Annotated in this window: 17 protein-coding genes; 7 read left to right on the top strand and 10 right to left on the bottom strand. The window is 71.9% G+C overall.

The genetic code is table 11. The annotated features are described in order from the left end of the window. Positions 1-46: 46 nt before the first annotated feature. The 6 genes from hflX to miaA form a co-directional block, all read right to left on the bottom strand. Complete coding sequence (hflX, locus tag ABZ172_RS25410) at positions 47-1,567, bottom strand: GTPase HflX (protein WP_356886789.1); 1,521 nt, start codon at positions 1,565-1,567, stop codon at positions 47-49. 132 nt (positions 1,568-1,699) lie between these two features. After that, entirely contained in the window at positions 1,700-3,217 is a 1,518-nt protein-coding gene (locus tag ABZ172_RS25405) for a M1 family metallopeptidase (protein WP_356886787.1), read from the bottom strand. A 106-nt stretch (positions 3,218-3,323) separates the two neighbouring features. Then, positions 3,324-5,468, bottom strand: a complete 2,145-nt coding sequence (locus ABZ172_RS25400) for an HD domain-containing protein (protein ID WP_356886785.1) — start codon at positions 5,466-5,468, stop codon at positions 3,324-3,326. Positions 5,469-5,608: 140 nt separating this feature from the next. Continuing rightward, positions 5,609-6,481 carry a diaminopimelate epimerase gene (dapF, locus tag ABZ172_RS25395; protein ID WP_356886783.1) on the bottom strand — a complete coding sequence of 291 codons (873 nt, stop codon included), beginning with the start codon at positions 6,479-6,481 and terminating at the stop codon, positions 5,609-5,611. 47 nt (positions 6,482-6,528) lie between these two features. Next, on the bottom strand, positions 6,529-6,978 hold the full coding sequence (locus ABZ172_RS25390) for a hypothetical protein (RefSeq protein WP_356886781.1): 450 nt from the start codon (positions 6,976-6,978) through the stop codon (positions 6,529-6,531). 107 nt (positions 6,979-7,085) lie between these two features. Then, the gene (gene miaA / locus ABZ172_RS25385) at positions 7,086-8,024 is read right to left on the bottom strand and encodes a tRNA (adenosine(37)-N6)-dimethylallyltransferase MiaA (RefSeq protein ID WP_356886779.1); all 939 of its coding nucleotides are present in this window, start codon (positions 8,022-8,024) and stop codon (positions 7,086-7,088) included. A gap of 177 nt (positions 8,025-8,201) precedes the next feature. Between miaA and ABZ172_RS25380 the strand changes: the two genes are divergently transcribed. Beyond that, positions 8,202-8,459: an antitoxin gene (locus ABZ172_RS25380; RefSeq protein WP_356886777.1), complete on the top strand. Its 258-nt coding sequence runs from the start codon at positions 8,202-8,204 to the stop codon at positions 8,457-8,459. A 79-nt stretch (positions 8,460-8,538) separates the two neighbouring features. On the opposite strand, the gene ABZ172_RS25375 is transcribed toward ABZ172_RS25380, so the two are convergent. Next, entirely contained in the window at positions 8,539-9,258 is a 720-nt protein-coding gene (locus ABZ172_RS25375) for a class III extradiol dioxygenase subunit B-like domain-containing protein (RefSeq protein WP_356886775.1), read from the bottom strand. A 14-nt stretch (positions 9,259-9,272) separates the two neighbouring features. After that, a complete protein-coding gene (gene miaB / locus ABZ172_RS25370) occupies positions 9,273-10,793 on the bottom strand; it encodes a tRNA (N6-isopentenyl adenosine(37)-C2)-methylthiotransferase MiaB (protein WP_356886773.1) in 1,521 nt (506 codons plus the stop codon). A 99-nt stretch (positions 10,794-10,892) separates the two neighbouring features. Here miaB and ABZ172_RS25365 point away from each other — a divergent pair, with 99 nt between their 5' ends. Next, the gene (locus ABZ172_RS25365; protein WP_356886771.1) at positions 10,893-11,891 is read left to right on the top strand and encodes a TAXI family TRAP transporter solute-binding subunit; all 999 of its coding nucleotides are present in this window, start codon (positions 10,893-10,895) and stop codon (positions 11,889-11,891) included. A gap of 305 nt (positions 11,892-12,196) precedes the next feature. On the opposite strand, the gene ABZ172_RS25360 is transcribed toward ABZ172_RS25365, so the two are convergent. Beyond that, positions 12,197-13,591 (bottom strand): HAMP domain-containing sensor histidine kinase, encoded by a 1,395-nt coding sequence (locus tag ABZ172_RS25360; RefSeq protein WP_356886769.1) that lies wholly within the window; start codon positions 13,589-13,591, stop codon positions 12,197-12,199. A 15-nt stretch (positions 13,592-13,606) separates the two neighbouring features. Then, on the bottom strand, positions 13,607-14,299 hold the full coding sequence (locus ABZ172_RS25355) for a response regulator transcription factor (RefSeq protein WP_356886767.1): 693 nt from the start codon (positions 14,297-14,299) through the stop codon (positions 13,607-13,609). A gap of 347 nt (positions 14,300-14,646) precedes the next feature. Between ABZ172_RS25355 and ABZ172_RS25350 the strand changes: the two genes are divergently transcribed. The 5 genes from ABZ172_RS25350 to ABZ172_RS25330 all read left to right on the top strand — a co-directional run bounded on the left by ABZ172_RS25350 (position 14,647) and on the right by ABZ172_RS25330 (position 20,239). Then, entirely contained in the window at positions 14,647-15,432 is a 786-nt protein-coding gene (locus tag ABZ172_RS25350) for an amino acid ABC transporter ATP-binding protein (RefSeq protein ID WP_356886765.1), read from the top strand. Between the two features lie 32 nt (positions 15,433-15,464). Further along, positions 15,465-16,388 (top strand): glutamate ABC transporter substrate-binding protein, encoded by a 924-nt coding sequence (locus tag ABZ172_RS25345; RefSeq protein WP_356886763.1) that lies wholly within the window; start codon positions 15,465-15,467, stop codon positions 16,386-16,388. 140 nt (positions 16,389-16,528) lie between these two features. Then, positions 16,529-17,176, top strand: a complete 648-nt coding sequence (locus ABZ172_RS25340) for an amino acid ABC transporter permease (protein WP_356886761.1) — start codon at positions 16,529-16,531, stop codon at positions 17,174-17,176. Further along, a complete protein-coding gene (locus ABZ172_RS25335) occupies positions 17,173-18,105 on the top strand; it encodes an amino acid ABC transporter permease (protein WP_356886759.1) in 933 nt (310 codons plus the stop codon). Before ABZ172_RS25340 ends, ABZ172_RS25335 begins: the two co-directional genes overlap by 4 nt. Before the next feature lie 499 nt (positions 18,106-18,604). Then, complete coding sequence (locus ABZ172_RS25330; RefSeq protein ID WP_356886757.1) at positions 18,605-20,239, top strand: FAD-dependent monooxygenase; 1,635 nt, start codon at positions 18,605-18,607, stop codon at positions 20,237-20,239. Positions 20,240-20,269: the final 30 nt, after the last annotated feature.

Below are 20,269 nucleotides of genomic sequence, written 5' to 3'. Positions count from 1 at the left end.
GCCGGGCCCCCTTCCGAGGGGGCCCGGCCTCCGTGCGTCGGTCGTGTCAGTGGGCGACCGGTGCGAACATCCCGAGGTCCGCGCTCAGTTCTTCGTGGACCCGGGCCTTGAGCAGGGTGCCCTCCGGGGTGTGCTCCTCGGAGATGACCTCGCCCTCGGCGTGCACCCGGGAGACGAGCGCCCCCTGGGTGTAGGGCACGAGCGCCTCGATCTCGACGGACGGGCGCGGCAGCTCTGAGTCGATCAGCGCGAGGAGTTCGTCGATCCCGGCGCCGGTCCGTGCCGACACCGCGATCGCGTGCTTCTCGGTGCGCAGCAGACGCTGCAGCACCAGCGGATCGGCGGCGTCCGCCTTGTTGATCACGACGATCTCGGGTACGTCGACCGCGCCGACCTCCCGGATCACCTGGCGCACGGCGGCGAGCTGCTCCTCGGGCACCGGGTGCGCGCCGTCCACCACGTGCAGGATCAGGTCGGAGTCACCGACCTCCTCCATGGTGGAGCGGAACGCCTCGACCAGGTGGTGGGGAAGGTGCCGCACGAAGCCGACGGTGTCGGCCAGGGTGTAGAGACGGCCGCTCGGCGTCTCGGCCCGGCGCACGGTCGGGTCGAGGGTCGCGAACAGGGCGTTCTCGACGAGGACACCCGCACCGGTGAGCCGGTTGAGCAGCGAGGACTTCCCGGCGTTGGTGTATCCGGCGATGGCCACCGAGGGGACCCTGTTGCGCCGGCGCTCCTGGCGCTTGATCTCGCGGCCGGTCTTCATCTCCGCGATCTCCCGGCGCATCTTCGCCATCTTCTCGCGGATCCGCCGACGGTCCGTCTCGATCTTGGTCTCACCGGGACCGCGAGTGGCCATGCCGCCACCGCCGCTGGACCCGCCGCCGCCCATCTGACGGGACAGCGACTGGCCCCAGCCGCGCAGGCGGGGAAGCATGTACTGCATCTGTGCCAGCGACACCTGCGCCTTGCCCTCTCGGGACTTGGCGTGCTGGGCGAAGATGTCGAGGATCAGGGCGGTCCTGTCGACCACCTTGACCTTGACGACGTCCTCCAGATGGATCAGCTGGCCCGGGCTGAGCTCACCGTCGCAGACGACGGTGTCGGCCCCGGACTCGAGGACGATGTCGCGCAGCTCCATGGCCTTGCCGGAGCCGATGTACGTGGCCGGGTCGGGCTTGTCGCGCCGCTGGAACACGGCGTCCAGCACCTGGGCACCCGCCGTCTCGGCGAGGGCCGCGAGCTCCGCGAGGGAGATCTCCGCGTCGTGGACGGTCCCCGAGGTCCAGACACCGACGAGCACCACGCGCTCCAGGCGGAGCTGGCGGTACTCGACCTCGGTGACGTCCTCGAGCTCGGTGGAGAGCCCCGCGACACGGCGCAGGGCCGCACGCTCGGAACGGTCGAGCTGGTCGCCGTCCCGCGCTCCGTCGATCTCGTGGCTCCAGGCGACGTCCTCTTCCATCAGGGCGTCGGCCCGAAGGCTCTCGGTGAGGCTCTCGGAGTCGGTTTCCGTGGCACTCTGCGCGTCCTGCGCGTCCTGGGGAAGGGAGGAAGAGGAGGTCATTGGATCCTTACGTCGAGAGAAGTCCGTTACGTCAGCCACAACGCGTGGCCCGCCCGGAAGATTCCCCTGGGGTGGTCCGCCGGCCGGCCGCCGTGCCGACGCGTCGATAGTGGCATGTCCGCGTTCGGCTCGTCACCGGAGTTTCGCCGCCCGCCCGGCGTCCCGCCCGCTCCCGGGCTCCGCGGAGACCGGGGCGGGCCCGGCGGTCCCGGGCGTTCCGCTGCGCCAGTCGGGGTGGCCGGGCATCGGCGGTGTCCGCTCGCCGTACAGCCACCCGTCGAAGAACTCCGTCAGGTCCCGTCCCGCGATCCGCGACGCGAGGCCGGTGAACTGCCGCGTGGTCGCCGACCCGTTCCGGTGGGCCCGGACCCAGGTGCGCTCCAGGACGTCGAACGCGGCCTCGCCGATCTCCTCGCGGAGCGCGTACAGGACCAGCGCGCTCCCGTCGTACACCACCGGCCGGAACAGGCTGATCTTGTGGCCGGGGGTCGGCGCGTCGGGGCGGGCGGGCGGGCCGCCCGCGGCGCGCCAGGCGTCGGAGCGGGCGTACGCCTCGCGCATGCGCCGCTCCAGGGGCTTCTGTGCGTGCTCCTCGGCGTAGCGGGCCTCGTACCAGGTGGCGTGTCCCTCGTTGAGCCACAGGTCGGACCAGGAGCGCGGGGAGACGCTGTCGCCGAACCACTGGTGGGCGAGCTCGTGGACCATGACCGAGTCGACGTACCACTCGGGGTACGCGCCCCCGGTGAACAGGGACCGCTCGAAGAGGGAGAGCGTCTGGGTCTCCAGCTCGAAGCCCGTCTCGGTGTCGGCGACCAGGAGTCCGTACGTCTCGAACGGGTACGGGCCGACCTGCCGCTCCATCCAGGCCAGCTGCGCAGGGGTCTTCCTCAGCCAGGGCTCCAGCTTCTCCCGGTCCGCGGCGGGCACCACGTCGCGGACCGGCAGGCCGTGCGGTCCGGCGCGGTGCAGGACGGCGGAGCGGCCGATGGAGACCTGGGCCAGTTCCGTCGCCATCGGGTGCGCGGTGCGGTAGGTCCAGGTGGTCGTGCCGCCCTGCTCGGTCCGGCCGGCGGGCAGGCCGCCCGCGACGACCGTGAACTCCTTCGGCGCGGTCACCCGGAAGGTGAAGTACGCCTTGTCGGCGGGGTGGTCGTTGCCCGGGAAGACGCGGTGCGCGGCGTCGGCCTGGTTCGCCATCGCGAGGCCGTCGGCCGTGGGGACCCAGCCCCCGTCGGCCTTGCCGCCCGCGGGGTCGCTCGTGTGCCGCACGGTGATCCGCACGGGTGCGCCCGCCGGGAGCCGGGAGGGCGCGTCGACGACCAGGTCCTCCCCCGCGGCGGCGAACCGCGCGTCGCGCCCGTCGACCTGGACGGACCGCACGGTGCCCCGGGTGAAGTCGAGGTTGATCCGGTCCAGCGGGGCGGTGGTCCGCGCGTCGATGACGGTGACGGCGTCGAGGGGCTCGGTGTTCCTGCCCCGGTAGGTGAGGGCGATGTCGTAGGCGAGGACGTCGTAACCGGGGTTGCCGAGGTGCGGGAACAGGCGGTCGCCGATGCCGAGCGGCTCGGGCGCGGGCAGGGTGGCGGCGACGAGGGTGACCGACGCGGTGGCGAGCAGGACTGCGCGCAGTCGGCGGGAGGTGAACGGCATGGACTACGGCTATCAGCGCCCGCCGTCCGTGCCGCAGGGGCGCGCGCCGCACCACCCGAACGGGGTCGCCTGGCGGCGGCAGGGGGACCCCGGAGGCCCCCGGCGGTCAGCCGGTGGCGGCGGGCTGCTGGGCGCGGCTCACGTCGTACACCCCGGGGACGTCGCGCATCGCCCGCATGAGGCCGGGCAGGCCCGCGGCGTCCGGCAGCTGCAGGGTGTAGGTGTGCCGGACGACCTGCTCGCTGGGCGGCTCGACGGTCGCCGCGACGATGGCCGCGTCCGCCGTCGCGATGGCTTCGGTGAGGTCGGCGAGGAGCCGGGGGCGTCCGAAGGACTCCGCGACCAGGGTGACCTTGTAGTCGGCGGTTCCGCTCCGGTCGCCCGGGTCGTCCCAGCGTGCGCCGACGGCCGCACGGCCGGCTCCCCTCATGCGGGCCACCGCCGGACACTCCTCGCGGTGCACCGTGACGGCCCCGCCGCGCACGGTGAAGCCGACGATGGTGTCCGGCGGTACGGGGGTGCAGCAGCCGGCGAGGCGGACCGGGGCGTCCGGCAGGTCGACGACCACGCCCGCCGCCCGCCCGGCGCCCCGGCCCCGGCCGGCGCCCGAGTCCTCGGCGGGCTGTGCCTGCGGCCTCGGCGCGTCCGGCCGGCCCCGGTGGGGGGCCTGTGCGCCGTCGGGGTGGGCGTCGAGCCACCGGGAGATCGCGATCCGGGCGGCGGGGGTGCGCGCGTGGTCGAGCCACTCGGGGGACGGTCCCGACGAGGCGTCGTGCGCGAGCAGCAACTGCACGGTGTCGCCGTCGTTCAGTGCGGTGCCGAGCGTGGCCAGCCGGCCGTTGACGCGGGCGCCGATGCAGCCGTGGGCCTCGTCGCCGTACTGGGCGTAGGCGGCGTCGACGCAGCTGGCGCCGGCGGGGAGTCCGAGCGTCCCGCCGTCGGTGCGGAAGACGGTGATCTCCCGGTCCTGGGCGAGGTCGGCGCGCAGGGTCGCCCAGAAGGTGTCGGAGTCGGTGGCCGACTCCTGCCAGTCGAGGAGGCGGGAGAGCCAGCCGGGCCTGGTCGGGTCGGCGCGCTCGCCGTCCGCGGGTTCCGGCTGCTGCGCGGGGGCGCCGTCCTGGGTGTAGGGGTTGCCGAGTGCGACGACGCCGGCCTCGGCGACCGTGTGCATCCGGTGCGTACGGATGAGCACTTCGGCGACCGCACCCTCGGAGCCGGCCACCGCGGTGTGCAGGGACTGGTAGAGGTTGAACTTGGGCGCCGCGATGAAGTCCTTGAACTCGGAGATCACCGGGGTGAAACAGGTGTGCAGCTCGCCCAGGACGGCGTAGCAGTCGGCGTCCTCCCCGACCAGCACCAGCAGCCGGCCGAAGTCGGTGCCCCGCATCTCGCCGCGTTTCATCCTCACCCGGTGCACGGAGACGAAGTGGCGCGGCCTGATGAGCACTTCGGCGCTGATGCCGGCGTCCCGCAGGGTGGACCTGACGCTGTCGGCGATCCGGGTGAGCGGATCCCGCTCGCCCTCCCGGGCGGAGATCAGGGCCTGGGTGCGGGCGTACTCCTCCGGGTGCAGGATCGCGAAGACGAGGTCTTCGAGCTCCGTCTTGAGCGCCTGCACACCGAGGCGTTCGGCCAGCGGGATGAGGACGTCCCGGGTGACCTTGGCGATCCTGACCTGCTTCTCGGGGCGCATGACGCCGAGGGTGCGCATGTTGTGCAGCCGGTCGGCCAGTTTGATCGACATGACGCGCACGTCGTTCCCGGTGGCGACGAGCATCTTGCGGAAGGTCTCCGGCTCGGCGGCCGTGCCGTAGTCGACCTTCTCCAGCTTGGTGACGCCGTCGACGAGGTAGCAGACCTCCTCGCCGAACTCCTCGCGCACCTGGTCCAGGGTCACCTCGGTGTCCTCGACCGTGTCGTGGAGCAGGGAGGCGGTCAGGGTCGTCGTCTCGGCGCCGAGTTCGGCGAGGATCAGGGTGACCGCGAGGGGATGGGTGATGTAGGGCTCACCGCTCTTGCGCATCTGGCCGCGGTGGGAGGACTCGGCCAGGACGTAGGCCCTGCTCAGGATGGTGAGATCGGCGTCCGGATGGTGCGCGCGATGTGCCTCCGCCACATGCCCGATGGCGTCGGGGAGCCGGTCGCGGGAGACCGGGCCGAGCAGGGCGACACGGCCCAGCCGGCGCAGATCGATCCGTGCGCGACCGCGCTTGCGAAGGGGAGCACCTGGATTGGCGGCCTCTGCGCTCATGGGGCACCTCCGGCGAACGTCGACCGGCAGGGTGGGGAGGCGGATACGCCCCGGGCCGGTGCTTGATGCTATCGACCCCACCACGTGGCGCAGTACCGCTCCCGCCGAGCGTGAAACGGATCACCCATTCGAGCGAAGCCCTACCCGATCACCGTTTCGACCCACGCCGCGTCGATCACGCCCTCACCGACGATGACCGCGGGGCCGGTCATGTCGATCCCGCCGTCGGGGTGTTCGGTGATGACCAGGGTGCCTCCGGGGAGATCCACCGTGTACGTCGCGGGGGTACCGGTCAGCGCGGGGTCCGCGCCGTCCCTGCGCGCGGCCGCGACGGCCACCGCGCACGCGCCCGTGCCGCAGGAGCGCGTCTCGCCCGAGCCGCGCTCGTGGACGCGCATCGCGACGTGCCGCGGCCCGCGGTCGGCGACGAACTCGATGTTGACACCGTCCGGGTAGACGGACCGCGGGCTGAACGGCGGTACGGAGAGGAGGTCTCCGGCGTGGTCCAGCTCGTCGACGAAGGCGACGGCGTGCGGGTTGCCCATGTTCACGTTGCGGGCCTCCCAGCTGCGGCCGTCCACGGTGACCGTGACCCCGGCCGCGGGGAGCACCGCCCGGCCCATGGAGACCGTGATGTCGCCGTCCTTCGCGATGTGCACCCGCTTGACGCCGCCCCGGGTCGCGACCGCCAGGTCGCCCTCGGCCGTGAACCCGGCGCGCTGGAGGTACCGGGCGAAGACACGCACTCCGTTGCCGCACATCTCGGCGACCGACCCGTCGGCGTTGCGGTAGTCCATGAACCACTCGGCCTCCTCCGCCATGCCACGGGCGTCGGGGTGCGCGGCGGACCGCACGACGTGCAGCAGCCCGTCACCGCCGATGCCGGCGCGGCGGTCGCAGAACCGGGCGACGACGGAAGCGGGCAGGTCGAGGGCGTTGTCCGGGTCCGGCACGATCACGAAGTCGTTCTCGGTGCCGTGTCCCTTGAGGAAGGGAATCTGCGCAGTGCTCACGGATCAACTGTACGAGGCGGGGACGGCGGTCCGCCGGACCGGGGCGCTCAGCGCAGGCGCGCCACGCGCCAGACGGCCAGGGCGACCAGCACCCCGCAGACGGCGACGTACAGCGCGATCACCCGCCAGTCGGGACGCGCGTCCGCCCCCCTGACCGGCAGACCGGGCCAGGTGTGGCCGACGCGGCGGGCCGCCATCATGCCCCAGCCGGCGGCGCAGCAGCTGATCAGCAGCCCCAGCATCGCCACCACGGCGCCGCCCCCGCCGAACTCGAAGGCGAGCGGGAAGGCGAACATCAGGGAGCCGACCGCCGCCAGCCCCACGATCGGCGCGAGCTGCCAGAGCCGCATCCGGCGGGCGGGGCGGAGCTCGACCTCGACCTCGGCCCCGGCCTCGGGCACGATGCCGAGGTCGTCGGGTCCGTCCGGGCTGAGGCGTCCCGCCTCATGCCGCGTGTCCGGTGCGTCGCGGTCTGTGTCGCGAGGGCCGGCCTCCATCGCCACGCGCCCTCCCAACTCGGACTCCACTGGTCGATCGATGCTCGATGATGGCACGCTCCCGGCCGCCGAAATGACGGGCGGAGCGTCCCGATGCCATCACGTGATCAGGCTGTGACCGCTCGTTCGACCAACGCCAGCGCCCGGTCCGGGAGTTCTCCGCGCCGTTCCTCCGCCCCGCTGAGCCACGTGACGCGCGGGTCGCGGCGGAACCACGAGTCCTGACGGCGGGCGAAGCGCTTGGTGGCGCGTACGGTCTCGGCGCGCGCCTCGTCCTCGGTGCACTCCCCCGCGAGCGCCGCGAGGACCTGCTGGTAGCCGAGCGCCCGTGAGGCCGTGCGCCCCTCGCGCAGCCCCCGGGCCTCCAGGTCGCGCACCTCCTGGACCAGCCCGGCCTCCCACATCCGGTCGACGCGGGTGCGGATCCGTTCGTCGAGTTCGGGGCGCTCGACGTCCACCCCGATCTGGAGGGCGTCGTAGACCGCCTCGTCGCCCGGGAGGTTGGCGGTGAAGGGCTTGCCCGTGATCTCGATGACCTCCAGGGCACGGACGATGCGGCGCCCGTTGCTGGCCAGGATGGCCAGGGCGGCCTCGGGGTCCGCGGCGGCGAGCCGGGCGTGCAGGGCACCCGAACCGCGCTCCGCCAGCTCCTGTTCGAGCCGGGCGCGCACGTCGGGGTCCGTCCCCGGGAACTCGAGGGCGTCGACGGCGCCCTTCACGTAGAGGCCCGAGCCGCCCACCAGCACGGGGGTCCGCCCTTCGGACAGCAGCCGGTCGATCTCGGTGCGGGCGAGCCGCTGGTACTCGGCGACGCTCGCGGCCTCGGTGACGTCCCAGATGTCCAGCAGGTGGTGGGGGACGCCGCCGCGCTCGTCGGGGGCCAGCTTCGCCGTGCCGATGTCCATGCCCCGGTACAGCTGCATGGAGTCGGCGTTGACCACTTCGCCGCCGAGCCGCTGGGCGAGGAACACTCCCAGGTCGGATTTTCCGGCCGCGGTGGGACCGACGACGGTGATGACACGGGGGGTGGGAGCTGGTGTTCTCACCGGGACAGTCTCCCAAACTCCGGGACGTCCCCGGACCGGCCGGAACGGTGTACTCCGCACCCTGCGCGGCGCGGCCCCGCTCACCCGGCCGCCTGCGGACGGACACGGCGAGTGACGCGTAACGGCCCACGGGCGGGTAAAATGTGACCACAGTCCCCCAGTACGGAAGGTGACCCCATGGGTTTCCTGGACAACCTGAAGGCCAAGCTGGAACCGGCCAAGGAGAAGGTCGGCGACCTCGCGCACCAGCACGGGGACAAGATCGACCAGGGTCTCGACAAGGCCGCCCGCACGGTCGACGAGAAGACCAAGGGCAAGTACAGCGACAAGATCGTGTCCGGCACGCAGAAGGCCAAGGACGCGGTCGACCGTCTGGGCAACAAGAACGACGAGGGCGGCACCCCCGGCACACCGCCTCCCCCGCCGGCTTCCTGACCCGGACCGGCAGCACCGAGGGCCGTGGAGCGATGCCGCTCCACGGCCCTCCGCCGTGCTCACCGGCCTTCCGGCCCGCTCAGGACCAGGCGGCTACGGCGTACCCCACGCCGTAGGGGGCTGCCTCGTACAGCAGCCGGCCGGCGAGGCCGGCGCCCTGCGCGGCGCCCGCGAGCACCTGCCAGGGCGCTCGGCCCGCCGCCTTCAGTTCGTACGCCAGGGACGCGTCCAGGGCGCCCAGCGCGGCGAGGTCGGCCTCGCCCAGCGCCCTTACGGCCGCGGCGTCGAAGTCAGCCGCCCGCTCGTCGAGGTAGCCGGGCGCCTTGACCGTGCGGCAGGCGCTGCCGTCGCCCATGACCAGCAGGGCGACCCGTTCCGCCCGGGCGGCCAGGGCGGCTCCGGCGGACAGGCAGCGGTCGGCGGGGAGTGTCTCCGCCACGCCGAGGCCTTCCGCCGGGGCCGCGTCCCACCGCGCCCGGTCCAGCAGCCAGGCGCCGACGGCGAGGGAGGCCGGGAGCGGACGGTCCGGTGCCGGCGCCTCCTCCGGCGCCCGCCCCAGCCGCACCGCGAGGTCGACCCCGAATCCGGCGAAGGAGCCGGCCGAACCCGGGGGGAACGGCCCGTGGCCGTCCGGCCCGGCGGGCCCGGTCACGACCAGCAGGTCCGGTCGCGCCGCGGCGAGCACGCCCAGTGCGTCGAGGCACGCGTTCCGCGCGTCGTCGAGTTCGGGAGCGGCGCCGGCGGCCACCTCGGGCAGCAGGAGCGGCGGGCAGGGGCAGACGGCGGCGGCGACAAGCATGCCGGTCAGCGTACTCAGTCGCAGCCGCAGCCCGGGGTGACGGCCGCGGGCTGCGGGGCGGGCGCCCCGATGCCGGGCAGGCCCAGCATCACTCCGGCGGGCCGGGCGGCGGGAGCCGCGTTGCGCTTCTCCCAGGCGTCCCCGGACCGCGTGCGCCGGACGGCCAGGGGCGCGCCCTCGGCGAGCAGGTGGTGCGGGGCGGCGTAGCTGATCTCGACGGTGACGACGTCGCCGGGGCGCACGTCCTCGGACGGCTTGGTGAAATGGACGAGCCGGTTGTCGGGTGCGCGGCCGGAGAGCCGGTGGGTGGCGCCGTCCTTGCGGCCCTCGCCCTCGGCGACCATGACGTCCAGGGTGCGGCCGACCTGCTTCTTGTTCTCGTTCCAGGAGATCTCCTCCTGGAGGGCGGACAGACGCATGTAACGCTCCTGGACGACCTCCTTGGGGATCTGCCCCTCCATGTCGGCGGCGGGCGTCCCGGGCCGCTTGGAGTACTGGAAGGTGAAGGCGTTCGCGAAGCGGGCCTCGCGCACGGCGTGCATCGTCTGCTCGAAGTCCTCCTCGGTCTCCCCGGGGAAGCCGACGATGATGTCGGTGGAGATGGCGGCGTCCGGCATGGCGGCGCGCACCTTCTCGATGATCCCGAGGAAGCGCTCCTGGCGGTACGAGCGGCGCATGGCCCTGAGGATCGTGTCCGAGCCCGACTGCATCGGCATGTGCAGCTGGGGCATCACGTTGGGCGTCTCGGCCATCGCCGCGATCACGTCGTCGGTGAAGTCCCGGGGGTGCGGCGAGGTGAAGCGGACGCGCTCCAGGCCCTCGATGCTGCCGCAGGCGCGCAGCAGCTTGGAGAACGCCTCGCGGTCGCCGATGTCGGAGCCGTAGGCGTTCACGTTCTGTCCGAGCAGGGTGATCTCGCTGACCCCCTCGGCGACGAGGGCCTCGATCTCGGCCAGGATGTCGCCGGTGCGGCGGTCCTTCTCCTTGCCGCGCAGCGCCGGGACGATACAGAAGGTGCAGGTGTTGTTGCAGCCCACGGAGATCGACACCCACGCGGCGTACGCGGACTCGCGGCGGGTGGGCAGGGTCGAGGGGAACGCCTCCAGGGACTCGGCGATCTCGACCTGGGCCTCCTCCTGGACCCGTGCGCGCTCCAGCAGCACCGGCAGCTTGCCGATGTTGTGGGTGCCGAAGACGACGTCGACCCAGGGGGCTCGCCGGACGATCGTGTCGCGGTCCTTCTGTGCCAGGCAGCCGCCGACGGCGATCTGCATGCCGGGGCGCTTCGTCTTCATCGGGGCGAGGCGGCCGAGGTTGCCGTAGAGCTTGTTGTCGGCGTTCTCACGCACCGCGCAGGTGTTGAAGACGACGACGTCGGCGTCGCCGTCGGAGCCCTCGGGGGCGCGCACGTACCCGGCGCCCTCCAGCAGCCCCGACAGGCGTTCGGAGTCGTGGACGTTCATCTGGCACCCGTAGGTGCGCACCTCGTAGCTCTTCTGGACGTCCACTGCTTCGCTCCGGTTGCCGCTGGTCATGGGACAAGGGTAGGCGGTGGCCGCACCTCTTCCGCCGCCGGAGCCCGCGGCCCCGGTCCGGCCTGGCCAGGACGGGGCGCGGCCTGGCAGGATCGCGCCATGCTGCAGGTACTGTCCCGGTTCGGCCGGCGTCGCACGCTCCAGGGGGGCGCCGCCGCCGCGGTGGTGCTCGGACTGCTGTCGTGGTGGGTGCTCCCGCTGGGGGACGAGGAGCCGAGCGGCTCCCTCACCTTCTCGACCGGCGTGCGCAGCGGGGTCTACCAGCGGTACGGGCAGCGGCTCGAAGGCGCGCTGGCCAAGGACATGCCCAAGGTGTCGATACAGCTGCAGAACAGCGAGGGCTCGCAGCAGAACATCGAACGGGTCGCCACCGGCAAGGCCGACTTCACCATCGCCACCGTCGACGCGGTGGCCGCCTATCTGCGGAACGGCAAGCCGGGCAGCGAACGGCTGCGCGGGTGCGTGCGGCTCTACGACGACTACGTCCAGCTCGTCGTGCCCCGGGGTTCGGACATCCGGCAGGTCTCCGACCTGCGGGGCAAGCGGGTGGGTGTCGGGCAGAAGGGCTCGGGGGTGCTCCTCCTCGCGGACCGGATCATGACGGCGGCGGGCGTCGACCCCTCCGCGGACATCGATCCCGTCGAGGCCGGGATCGACACCATGCCGCAGCGTCTGGTCGACGGCGAGCTCGACGCCTTCTTCTGGTCCGGCGGACTGCCGACCGGCGCGGTGGAGGAGCTCTCGCAACGGCTCGACATCAGGCTGGTGCCCCTGGACACGGCCCTGATCGGCCGACTCCAGGCGGCGGGCGGCTCCACCCGGCACTACCGGTCGGCGGTGATGCCGGCCGACGCCTACGACCACGCGCAGCGGGGGGAGGCCGTCCAGACGGTGGCGGTGGCCAACCTGCTGATCACCACCGACCGCACGGATCCGCGCATGACGGAGGCCTTCACCCGGACCGTGATCGACAGCCGGGACCGGATCGGGCGCGAGGTGCACGCGGCGCAGCTGGTGGATCTGCGTACGGCGATCTACACCGATCCGCTGGAACTGCACGAAGGGGCACGGCGCTACTACCGCTCGGCCAAGCCCTGAGGGCGGGCGCGGCGTACCGCCCGCGCCGCTCGGGCCTGTGCCCGGCCTCGGCTCTCGCGGGTACCCGGGGTGTGCTCCGGGGTGGCGGTGCACCGTGCGGCGACCCTCGGCTCTCGCGGGCGCCCCGGGGCCTGCGGCGCGTCCGGCCTGGGCGGCGCCGGGTGCGCGGGGGCCTCAGGTCCGCGGGGAGCCCCAGGCGTGCGGTTGCCTCAGTGTGCGGTTGCCTCCGGCGTGCGGGGCGTCGGGCATACGGGCCGCAGGTGCGCGGGTGTCACGGGTGCGCAGGGGCCAGGTCGGCGGACGGCTCAGGTGTGCGGGGCCTCGCGGGGCACGGTGACCGTCACGAGCAGGCCGTGCGGTTCGTGCGGGGCGTAGCGGATGGTCGCGCCGCCCGCCGCGAGCAGGGCGCGGGAGATGGAGAGCCCGAGGCCGGAGCCCTTGATGTTCTGGTGCCGTCCGCTGCGCCAGAAGCGGTCACCGACGCGCTCCAGCTCCTGTGCGGTGAGTCCGGGGCCCCGGTCCGCGACGACGATCGTCGCGCCGGTCCCGTCGGTGCCCGTGGTGATCCGGACCTCCTCCCCCGCGGGCGTGAACTTCAGCGCGTTGTCGACGACCGCGTCCAGGGCGCTGGAGAGGGCTGTCGGGTCGGCCCAGCCGGTGACCGCGGGCGCGCCGTCCTGTGTCAGTACGACACCCTTCTCCTCGGCGAGGGGCCGCCAGGCCGCGACGCGTTCGGCGGTGAGGGACCCGATGTCGGTGAGCCGCAGGTCCGCCTCCGCGTGCTCGGCCAGCGCGAGGTCCAGCAGGTCGTCCAGCACGTTCGCCAGCCGCTTGCCCTCCGTCCGCACCGAGGCGATCTCCTCGTTCCCCTCGGGCAGTTCCAGCGCGAGGAGCTCGATCCGCAGCAGCAGGGCGGCCAGCGGGTTGCGCAGCTGGTGGGAGGCGTCGGCGACGAAGGCGCGCTGCTGTTCCAGCACGTCCTCGACGTTGTCGGCCATCTCGTTGAACGACTTCGCCAACCGTCTGAGCTCCGGAGGGCCCTCGGACGCGACGACCCGTGAGCGCATCCTGCCGCTGGCGATGTCGTGGGTGGCCGCGTCGAGCGTGCGTACCGGCAGCAGCACCCAGCGGGTGAGGCGGAAGGCCGCTCCCAGGGCCACCAGCATGGCCAGGGACTCGCCCAGGGCGATGAGCAGCCAGCCGCGCAGGGTCCTGGCGCGCATCTCGCCGGTGGGCGAGTCGGTCACGACGACGGCCACCACGTCGCCGTCCCTGACCACCGGCGAGGCGACGGCGAGCCGGCCCTGCTGCCACGGCCAGACCTGTGCGGGGTCGTGGGACCGCCGGCCGAGCAGGGCCTCCCGGAAGGCGTCGCGCCCCTCCCCCTCGTCCGGCAGGGTCCAGCCCTCGGGGGCCTTGGCCAGGGCCCTGTCGTCCCGGTAGAAGACACCGGCCCTGATCCCGTAGACGGAGTCGTAGTAGTCGAGTTCGGTCTGCAGGATCCGCCGCCGCTCGTCCGATCCCTCGACGGGCTCGCTGACGAACTGGGCGAGCGCGGCGAAACGGGCCGTGTCGTCGATGCGGTCGATGACGACCCGCTGCTGTTCGGCGGCGGCCACCCGCACGGCGAGCGGGAAGCCCAGGGCGAGCAGCACGGCGGCCATGAGGACGATGAGCAGGGGGAGCAGACGGGTGCGCACGGGGAGCGTGGATCCTCAGGCCGAGGGCGGGACGAGCCGGTAGCCGACGCCTCGTACGGTCTCCACCAGCGCGGGAAGCCGGAGTTTGGAGCGCAGCGACGCGACGTGCACCTCCAGGGTGCGCCCCGTCCCCTCCCAGCTGGTGCGCCACACCTCGCTGATGATCTGTTCGCGGCGGAACACCACTCCGGGACGCTGCGCCAGCAGCGCGAGCAGGTCGAACTCCTTGCGGGTGAGCTGGACCTCCTGGCCGTCGACGCTGACCCTGCGGGTGGGCAGCTCGATGTGGACCTGGCCGATCCGGAGGGCCGCGAGCGGGGTCGGGCCGGTGTCCTCGCCAGCCGTCCTGCGCCGGGCCACGGCGTGGATCCGGGCGAGGAGTTCGCCGGTGTCGTACGGCTTGACGACGTAGTCGTCGGCACCGAGGTTGAGACCGTGGATGCGGGAGCGCACGTCGGACCGCGCGGTCACCATGATCACCGGGATCGCGGAGCGCTTGCGGATCTTCCCGCACACCTCGTAGCCGTCCTGGTCGGGCAGTCCGAGGTCCAGGAGGACCACCCCGAAGGGCTCCTTGTCGGCCGGAAGCAGTGCCTGGAGCGCCTCCTCACCGCTGCGGGCGTGCACGACCTGGAAGCCGTGCCGCGCGAGAACGGCGGACAGGGCCGCCGCGACGTGGTCGTCGTCCTCGACGAGCAACAGTCTCATGCCCCTCCTCTCCGTTCTTCTCTTGTCCGGACGCCCGGAACGGTCCGTGCGTGATGGCCTGCTCGTGTTCCACCGGACGACGCTTCGTGTACGCCCGCGGTGTACACCGATGCGCACTAGGGCATCCAGTCGGATGACGGGTGTGCCAGTCAAGGCCATCCGCGTTACCGGTGGATTTCCGTTACCCACCCGGTACGCCGTCCTGCGCCCCGTGTTTTCCCGTTCACACGGAGTGGGGGCGGCTGAGGCCGGATCGTTATCCTCAATTCTCGCTCAGATGTACTGACGATGATCGCACTGCGTCACTAGGGTCCTTCCCTAACCGAGGAGGACGGAGCAAGAAGCCGATGAGCGGAGTGTCAGTGACCAAGGCCGCCGAGGATGCCGCGTCTGCGGGAGACGACCTGGTCGTACTGAGCAACGTCAACAAGCACTTCGGCGCGCTGCATGTGCTCCAGGACATCGATCTGACCATCGCCAGTGGCGAGGTCGTCGTAGTCATCGGGCCCTCAGGGTCCGGGAAGTCCACGCTGTGCCGCACGATCAACCGCTTGGAGACGATCGACTCGGGCGCGATCTCGATCGACGGCAAGCCCCTGCCCCAGGAAGGCAAGGAGCTCGCCAGGCTGCGTGCCGATGTCGGCATGGTCTTCCAGTCGTTCAATCTCTTCGCGCACAAGACGGTGCTCGAGAACGTGATGCTGGGCCAGATCAAGGTCCGCAAGGCGGAGAAGGGCCTCGCCGAGGAGAAGGCCCGGGCGCTGCTCGACCGCGTGGGGGTCGGCGCCCAGGCGGACAAGTACCCCGCGCAGCTGTCCGGTGGTCAGCAGCAGCGCGTCGCGATCGCCCGCGCGCTGGCCATGGACCCCAAGGTCATGCTCTTCGACGAGCCCACGTCGGCGCTCGACCCCGAGATGATCAACGAGGTCCTGGAGGTCATGCAGCAGCTGGCCCGGGAGGGGATGACCATGGTCGTGGTCACCCACGAGATGGGCTTCGCCCGCTCGGCCGCCAACCGGGTCGTCTTCATGGCCGACGGAAAGATCGTCGAAGAGGCCACGCCGGACCAGTTCTTCAGCAACCCGCGCAGCGACCGGGCCAAGGACTTCCTGTCGAAGATCCTTCACCACTGATACCGACGACCCACGACACGAGGATTGTTCACATGAAGCTCCGCAAGTCGGCCGCCGTTGCGGCCATCGCCGTGCTCGCCCTCACCGCGACCGCCTGCGGCGGCAAGGAGGGCTCCGCCGGAGACAAGCCGTCGGGTGTCAAGCCCGGTTCCTCGGAGGCCCCGAAGCTTCCGACGTACACCGTCGCGACCGGTGTCGACCTGGACTCGGCGACCTTCAAGGAGGCCAAGAAGCGCGGCAAGCTTGTCATCGGCGCCAAGGCCGACCAGCCGTACCTGGGCTTCGAGGACCAGTCGACCAAGGAGCGTTCCGGCTTCGACGTCGAGATCGCCAAGATGATCGCGGCCGACCTCGGCTTCTCGGACAAGCAGATCGAGTGGAAGACCGTCGACTCCGGCATCCGCGAGACGGCCATCTCCAAGGGCCAGGTCGACTACTTCGTCGGTACGTACACGATCAACGACGAGCGCAAGAAGCAGGTCGGCTTCGCGGGCCCGTACTACAAGGCCGGCGCGGACCTGCTGGTGCGCAAGGACGACACCTCCATCACCGGCAAGGAGTCGGTGAAGGACAAGAAGGTCTGCTCGATCGTGGGTTCCACCCCGCTCCAGGAGATCAAGAAGCCCGAGTACGGCGCGAAGGTCGTCGAGCTGGCCAAGTACTCGGACTGCGTCCAGCAGCTCCTGACCAAGCAGGTCGACGCCGTCACCACCGACGACTCGATCCTCAAGGGCTACGCCGCCGCGAACTCCGGCAAGCTCAGGGTCGTCGGCAAGCCGTTCACCGACGAGCCCTACGGCGTCGGCCTGAACAAGGACGACAAGGCACTCCGCGAGGCGATCAACAAGTCGCTGGAGACCCACATCCAGGACGGCACGTACAAGAAGATCTACGAGGCGACTCTGGGTCTGTCCGGTTCGGACTTCACCGAGCCGCCGGCGATCGAGCGCTACTGACGCAGCTCCGCCGCTGACGTCCCGCCGCTGACGCCTCGTGCGTGAGTGAGACGTCCCGCAGGCCGCCGTACTGAGCACGGCGGCCTGCGGGACGGCCCTTCCCCTGCCCTGATGCCGCTGACCGCCGACGCGGAGACCCCATGAACGTATTGCTCGACAACTTCCCAGAATACCGCGACGGCTTCATAGGCACCGTGTCGATCACCGTCATCAGCTCGGTCATCGCGCTGGTCCTGGGCGTCGCCATAGCCGGCTGTCGGGTATCGCCCGTGACACCGCTGCGCTATTTCGGAACCGCCTGGGTGACCCTGCTTCGGAACACCCCGCTGACCCTGCTCTTCCTGATCTTCTTCTTCGTGGTGCCGGAGATCCTCTTCCCCGGTATGAGCCCTTTCCTGCTCGGCTCGCTGGCCCTCGGCTTCTACACCTCCTCCTTCGTGTGTGAGGCGGTCCGGTCGGGCATCAACACCGTGCCGCTGGGGCAGGCCGAGGCCGCGCGCTCCATCGGTATGACGTTCACCCAGACGCTGCGGATCGTGGTCCTCCCGCAGGCGACCAGGTCGGTCATCCCGCCGCTGAGCAGCATCTTCATCGCGCTCACGAAGAACTCGGCGATCGCCGGTGCCTTCAGCGTCGCCGAGCTCTTCGGGTGGCAGAAGCTGATGAGCGACCGGGGCTACGAGATCACGCCCGTCTTCATCTGGGTGGCCCTCGGCTACCTGGTCGTCACGTTCGCCATCAGCGGTCTGTTCCGGCTGCTCGAGCGCCGTATGGAGGTCGCCCGATGAGTGCCAGCGTTCTCTACGACGCACCGGGCCCCAAGGCCGCCGTCCGCAACCGGATCTACGCCGTGGTGGGAAGCCTCGCCATCGTGGCCCTGATCGGCATCAGTGTGATGCGGCTGTCCGACAAGGGGCACCTCGCCCCCGAGATGTGGGACATCTTCAACTACGCGGGCATCCGGCAGAACATCGCCGACGCCGTCCTCGCCACGCTCAAGGCCTTCGGTCTGGCGGCGGTCGGCTCGCTGGTCCTCGGTGTCCTGCTCGCCGTCGGCCGGCTCTCCGACCACAAGCCGATCCGCTGGTTCGCCATCACGTTCATCGAGCTGTTCCGCTCGATCCCGTTGCTGATCACCATCTACGCCATCTGGGTCGGCTTCCTCACCGACTACTCGATGTGGGCGCTGGCACTGGGACTGTCCGTCTACAACGGCTGTGTCCAGGCGGAGGTGCTGCGCGCGGGCATCAACTCGGTGCCCAAGGGGCAGAGCGAAGCCGCTTACGCCCTCGGAATGACCAAGACCCAGGTCATGGTCGGCGTGCTGATGCCTCAGGCGGTCCGCGCGATGCTGCCGACCATCATCAGCCAGCTGGTGGTGACCCTCAAGGACACCTCGCTCGGCTTCATCATCCTGTACCCGGAGCTGCTCCAGACCGCGCGTCTGATCGCTTCCAACACACAGGTCAACGCGCAGTACCCGTACGTCTCGACCATCGCCGTCATCGGCACGATCTACGTCGCGATGTGCCTGATCCTGTCGGCGCTCGCCACCTGGATCGAGAAGCGTGGACGTCGGGCCAAGACCGGTATCGCGGTGGCCACGGCCGCCGAGGCTCCGGAGGTCCTGCCCGCCGGCAGCATCGTGGCGGCGCCTGCCGAGGACGGCCGGACGGACGGCCCCGACGCGGACAAGGGCGGCAGCAGGACGGACTGACGGATCACGCGGTCCCTGTCCCGCTGCGGGGCACGGACCGTCCGCCTCCCTTTTCGAGCAGCCCGCCGGTGCAACCGGCGGGCTGCTCTGTTCCGTTCACGTCGGTACTGCGGCCGGATCGTGGTGCCCTGCCCGTTCGACGGGGTCTGCGGAGCAGCGGCGAGGTGCGGGACGGAAGGGGGTTCGCCCGGTCTCCCGCGACGAAGTGACCGTCCCGGATGCGAGGGCTGTCCCCGGGTGTGTGCCCGTAGCACCGTCCCGACCGGTTCGGCGCGGGGCCGCCCTGTCGGACGATGCGCGCACACGCGAAGCAAGCCGCGCCGAACGGCTCGGTCCTGACGACGCGGAGAGAGCTCCCCGCCACGTTCCCCGGTCACTTGACGCACGCACCGCCAGTGGGTTGCATACGTTCTGTGATCCCGCCCCGAACCACCCCCGCAGCTCCCCCCTTCCCGGCCCTGCCCCTGGCGTCGACGACCTGCCCCGGAGGGATCACACCGTGGACCCGGTGATCGTGGTCGGTGCCGGGCCGGTCGGGCTGGCGTTGTCGCTCGCCCTCGCGGCCCAGGGCGTGCCCTCGGTGCTGCTCGACGAGGGTCCCGGCACGGACGAACCGCGTCCCGCGCGCACCGTCGTGCTGCGTGAGGACACGGCTGACCTGGTGGAACGTCTGGGCTGTCCGGCGCTCCGCTCCGAGGGCCTGCGGTGGTCGGGCTGGCGCTCGGTGCGGCGCAAGCAACTGGTACGGGCCGTGCCCCTGGGCGACGACGACGCCGCCGTCCCCCTTCCCTCGCCCGTGCACCTGCCCCAGCACGCGCTCAGCGGAGGGCTGCGGGCCGCCGCCGCCGCGCACGCGCTGGTCGAGATGGTGCCGTTCAGCCGGATCGACACCCTGGAGCAGGACGCACACGGCGTCACGGTCCACACCCGCGAGCCCGGATCGACCTGGTGGCGGGGAAGTCACGTGGTCGGCTGCGACGGCGCCCGGTCCACGGTGCGCAAGCTCCTGGACATCAGGTTCCCCGGCCGTACCGCGGTCGAACGGCATGCGGTCGCCGCGCTCCGCGCCGAGCTGCCCTGGCCGGGCGAGGCCGTCCTGCACCGCTCCCCGCCCTGGCGCTCGGGCGGTGCGGAGGTGACCGCCCGCCCGCTGCCCGGCGGGGCCTGGCGGCTGGACTGGCTCCTTCCGCCGCGTGGGGAACTCGTCACCCCCGACGCCCTCATCACCAGGATCCGCGACACCCTGGCGGGCTGGTGCGGCGAGACACCGGCCTACGAGCTGCTGGACACGGGCGTGTACACGCTGCACCACCGGCTGGCCAGGCGGTGGCGGTCCCAGCGCGCCTTCCTCGCCGGGGACGCCGCGCACCTGCTGGGCGCGCTCGGCACCCAGGGGCTCGACGAGGGGCTGCGGGACGCCGAGAACCTGGCCTGGAAGCTGGCGCACGCCTGGCACCAGGGCGCCTCCGAGCTCCTGCTCGACAGCTACCAGGCAGAGCGCAGGGCCGCCGTCGCGTCCCGGCTGCGCGCCGCCGACCAGTCCCTGCCGATACTGCGGGGCGGTGCGGGGCTCCGGACGCTGGTGTCGGGCGCCTCGCGAGGGCACGACACGCTGCTGGCCGACGGTCATCTGGGATGCGGGCCGCTGGGCGCGCCCCCTTCGTACACGCACTCCCCCCTCGCACCTCAACCCGCCGAGGCGCACACACCGGTGGGAACGGCCCCGGGTGCACCGGTCGCCGATGTGCGGGTGACCGCGCCCGACGGGAAGGCCGTGCGGCTGCGTGAGCGCCTGGGGCTGGGCCATCTGCTGGTGATCCTGGTCGCGCCGGGCACCGGGGTGTGGGACCGGCGGCACTGGCTGACCGCGGGCGTCATGCCCCGGCTCGTCGACGCGGTGGGCACCCTCCCGGTGAAGGCCGAACTGCTGGTGACCGAGAGCTACCCGGGGGCGACGGCTCACACGGTGCTGCTGGTCAGGCCGGACGGCCATCTCGTCGCGGCCTTCAGCGGGGTCCGGCCGGCCGAGCTGTTCGCGGCCGCCGACGCCGCGCGCGGGGGCGGCCCGGACACGGTGCCGGGCGGCCGGACGCGCCCCACCACGAGCTCCGACCGTACTGCGGACGTCAATTGACCGTCGCAGGCGCACATGGTGTACTCCAGA

Origin of the sequence: Streptomyces sp. NPDC006296, assembly GCF_040613235.1 — a bacterium.
Taxonomy (GTDB): Bacteria; Actinomycetota; Actinomycetes; order Streptomycetales; family Streptomycetaceae; genus Streptomyces.
Note: the sequence above shows the minus strand (reverse complement) of the source record. Positions and strands in the feature narration are given on the sequence as shown.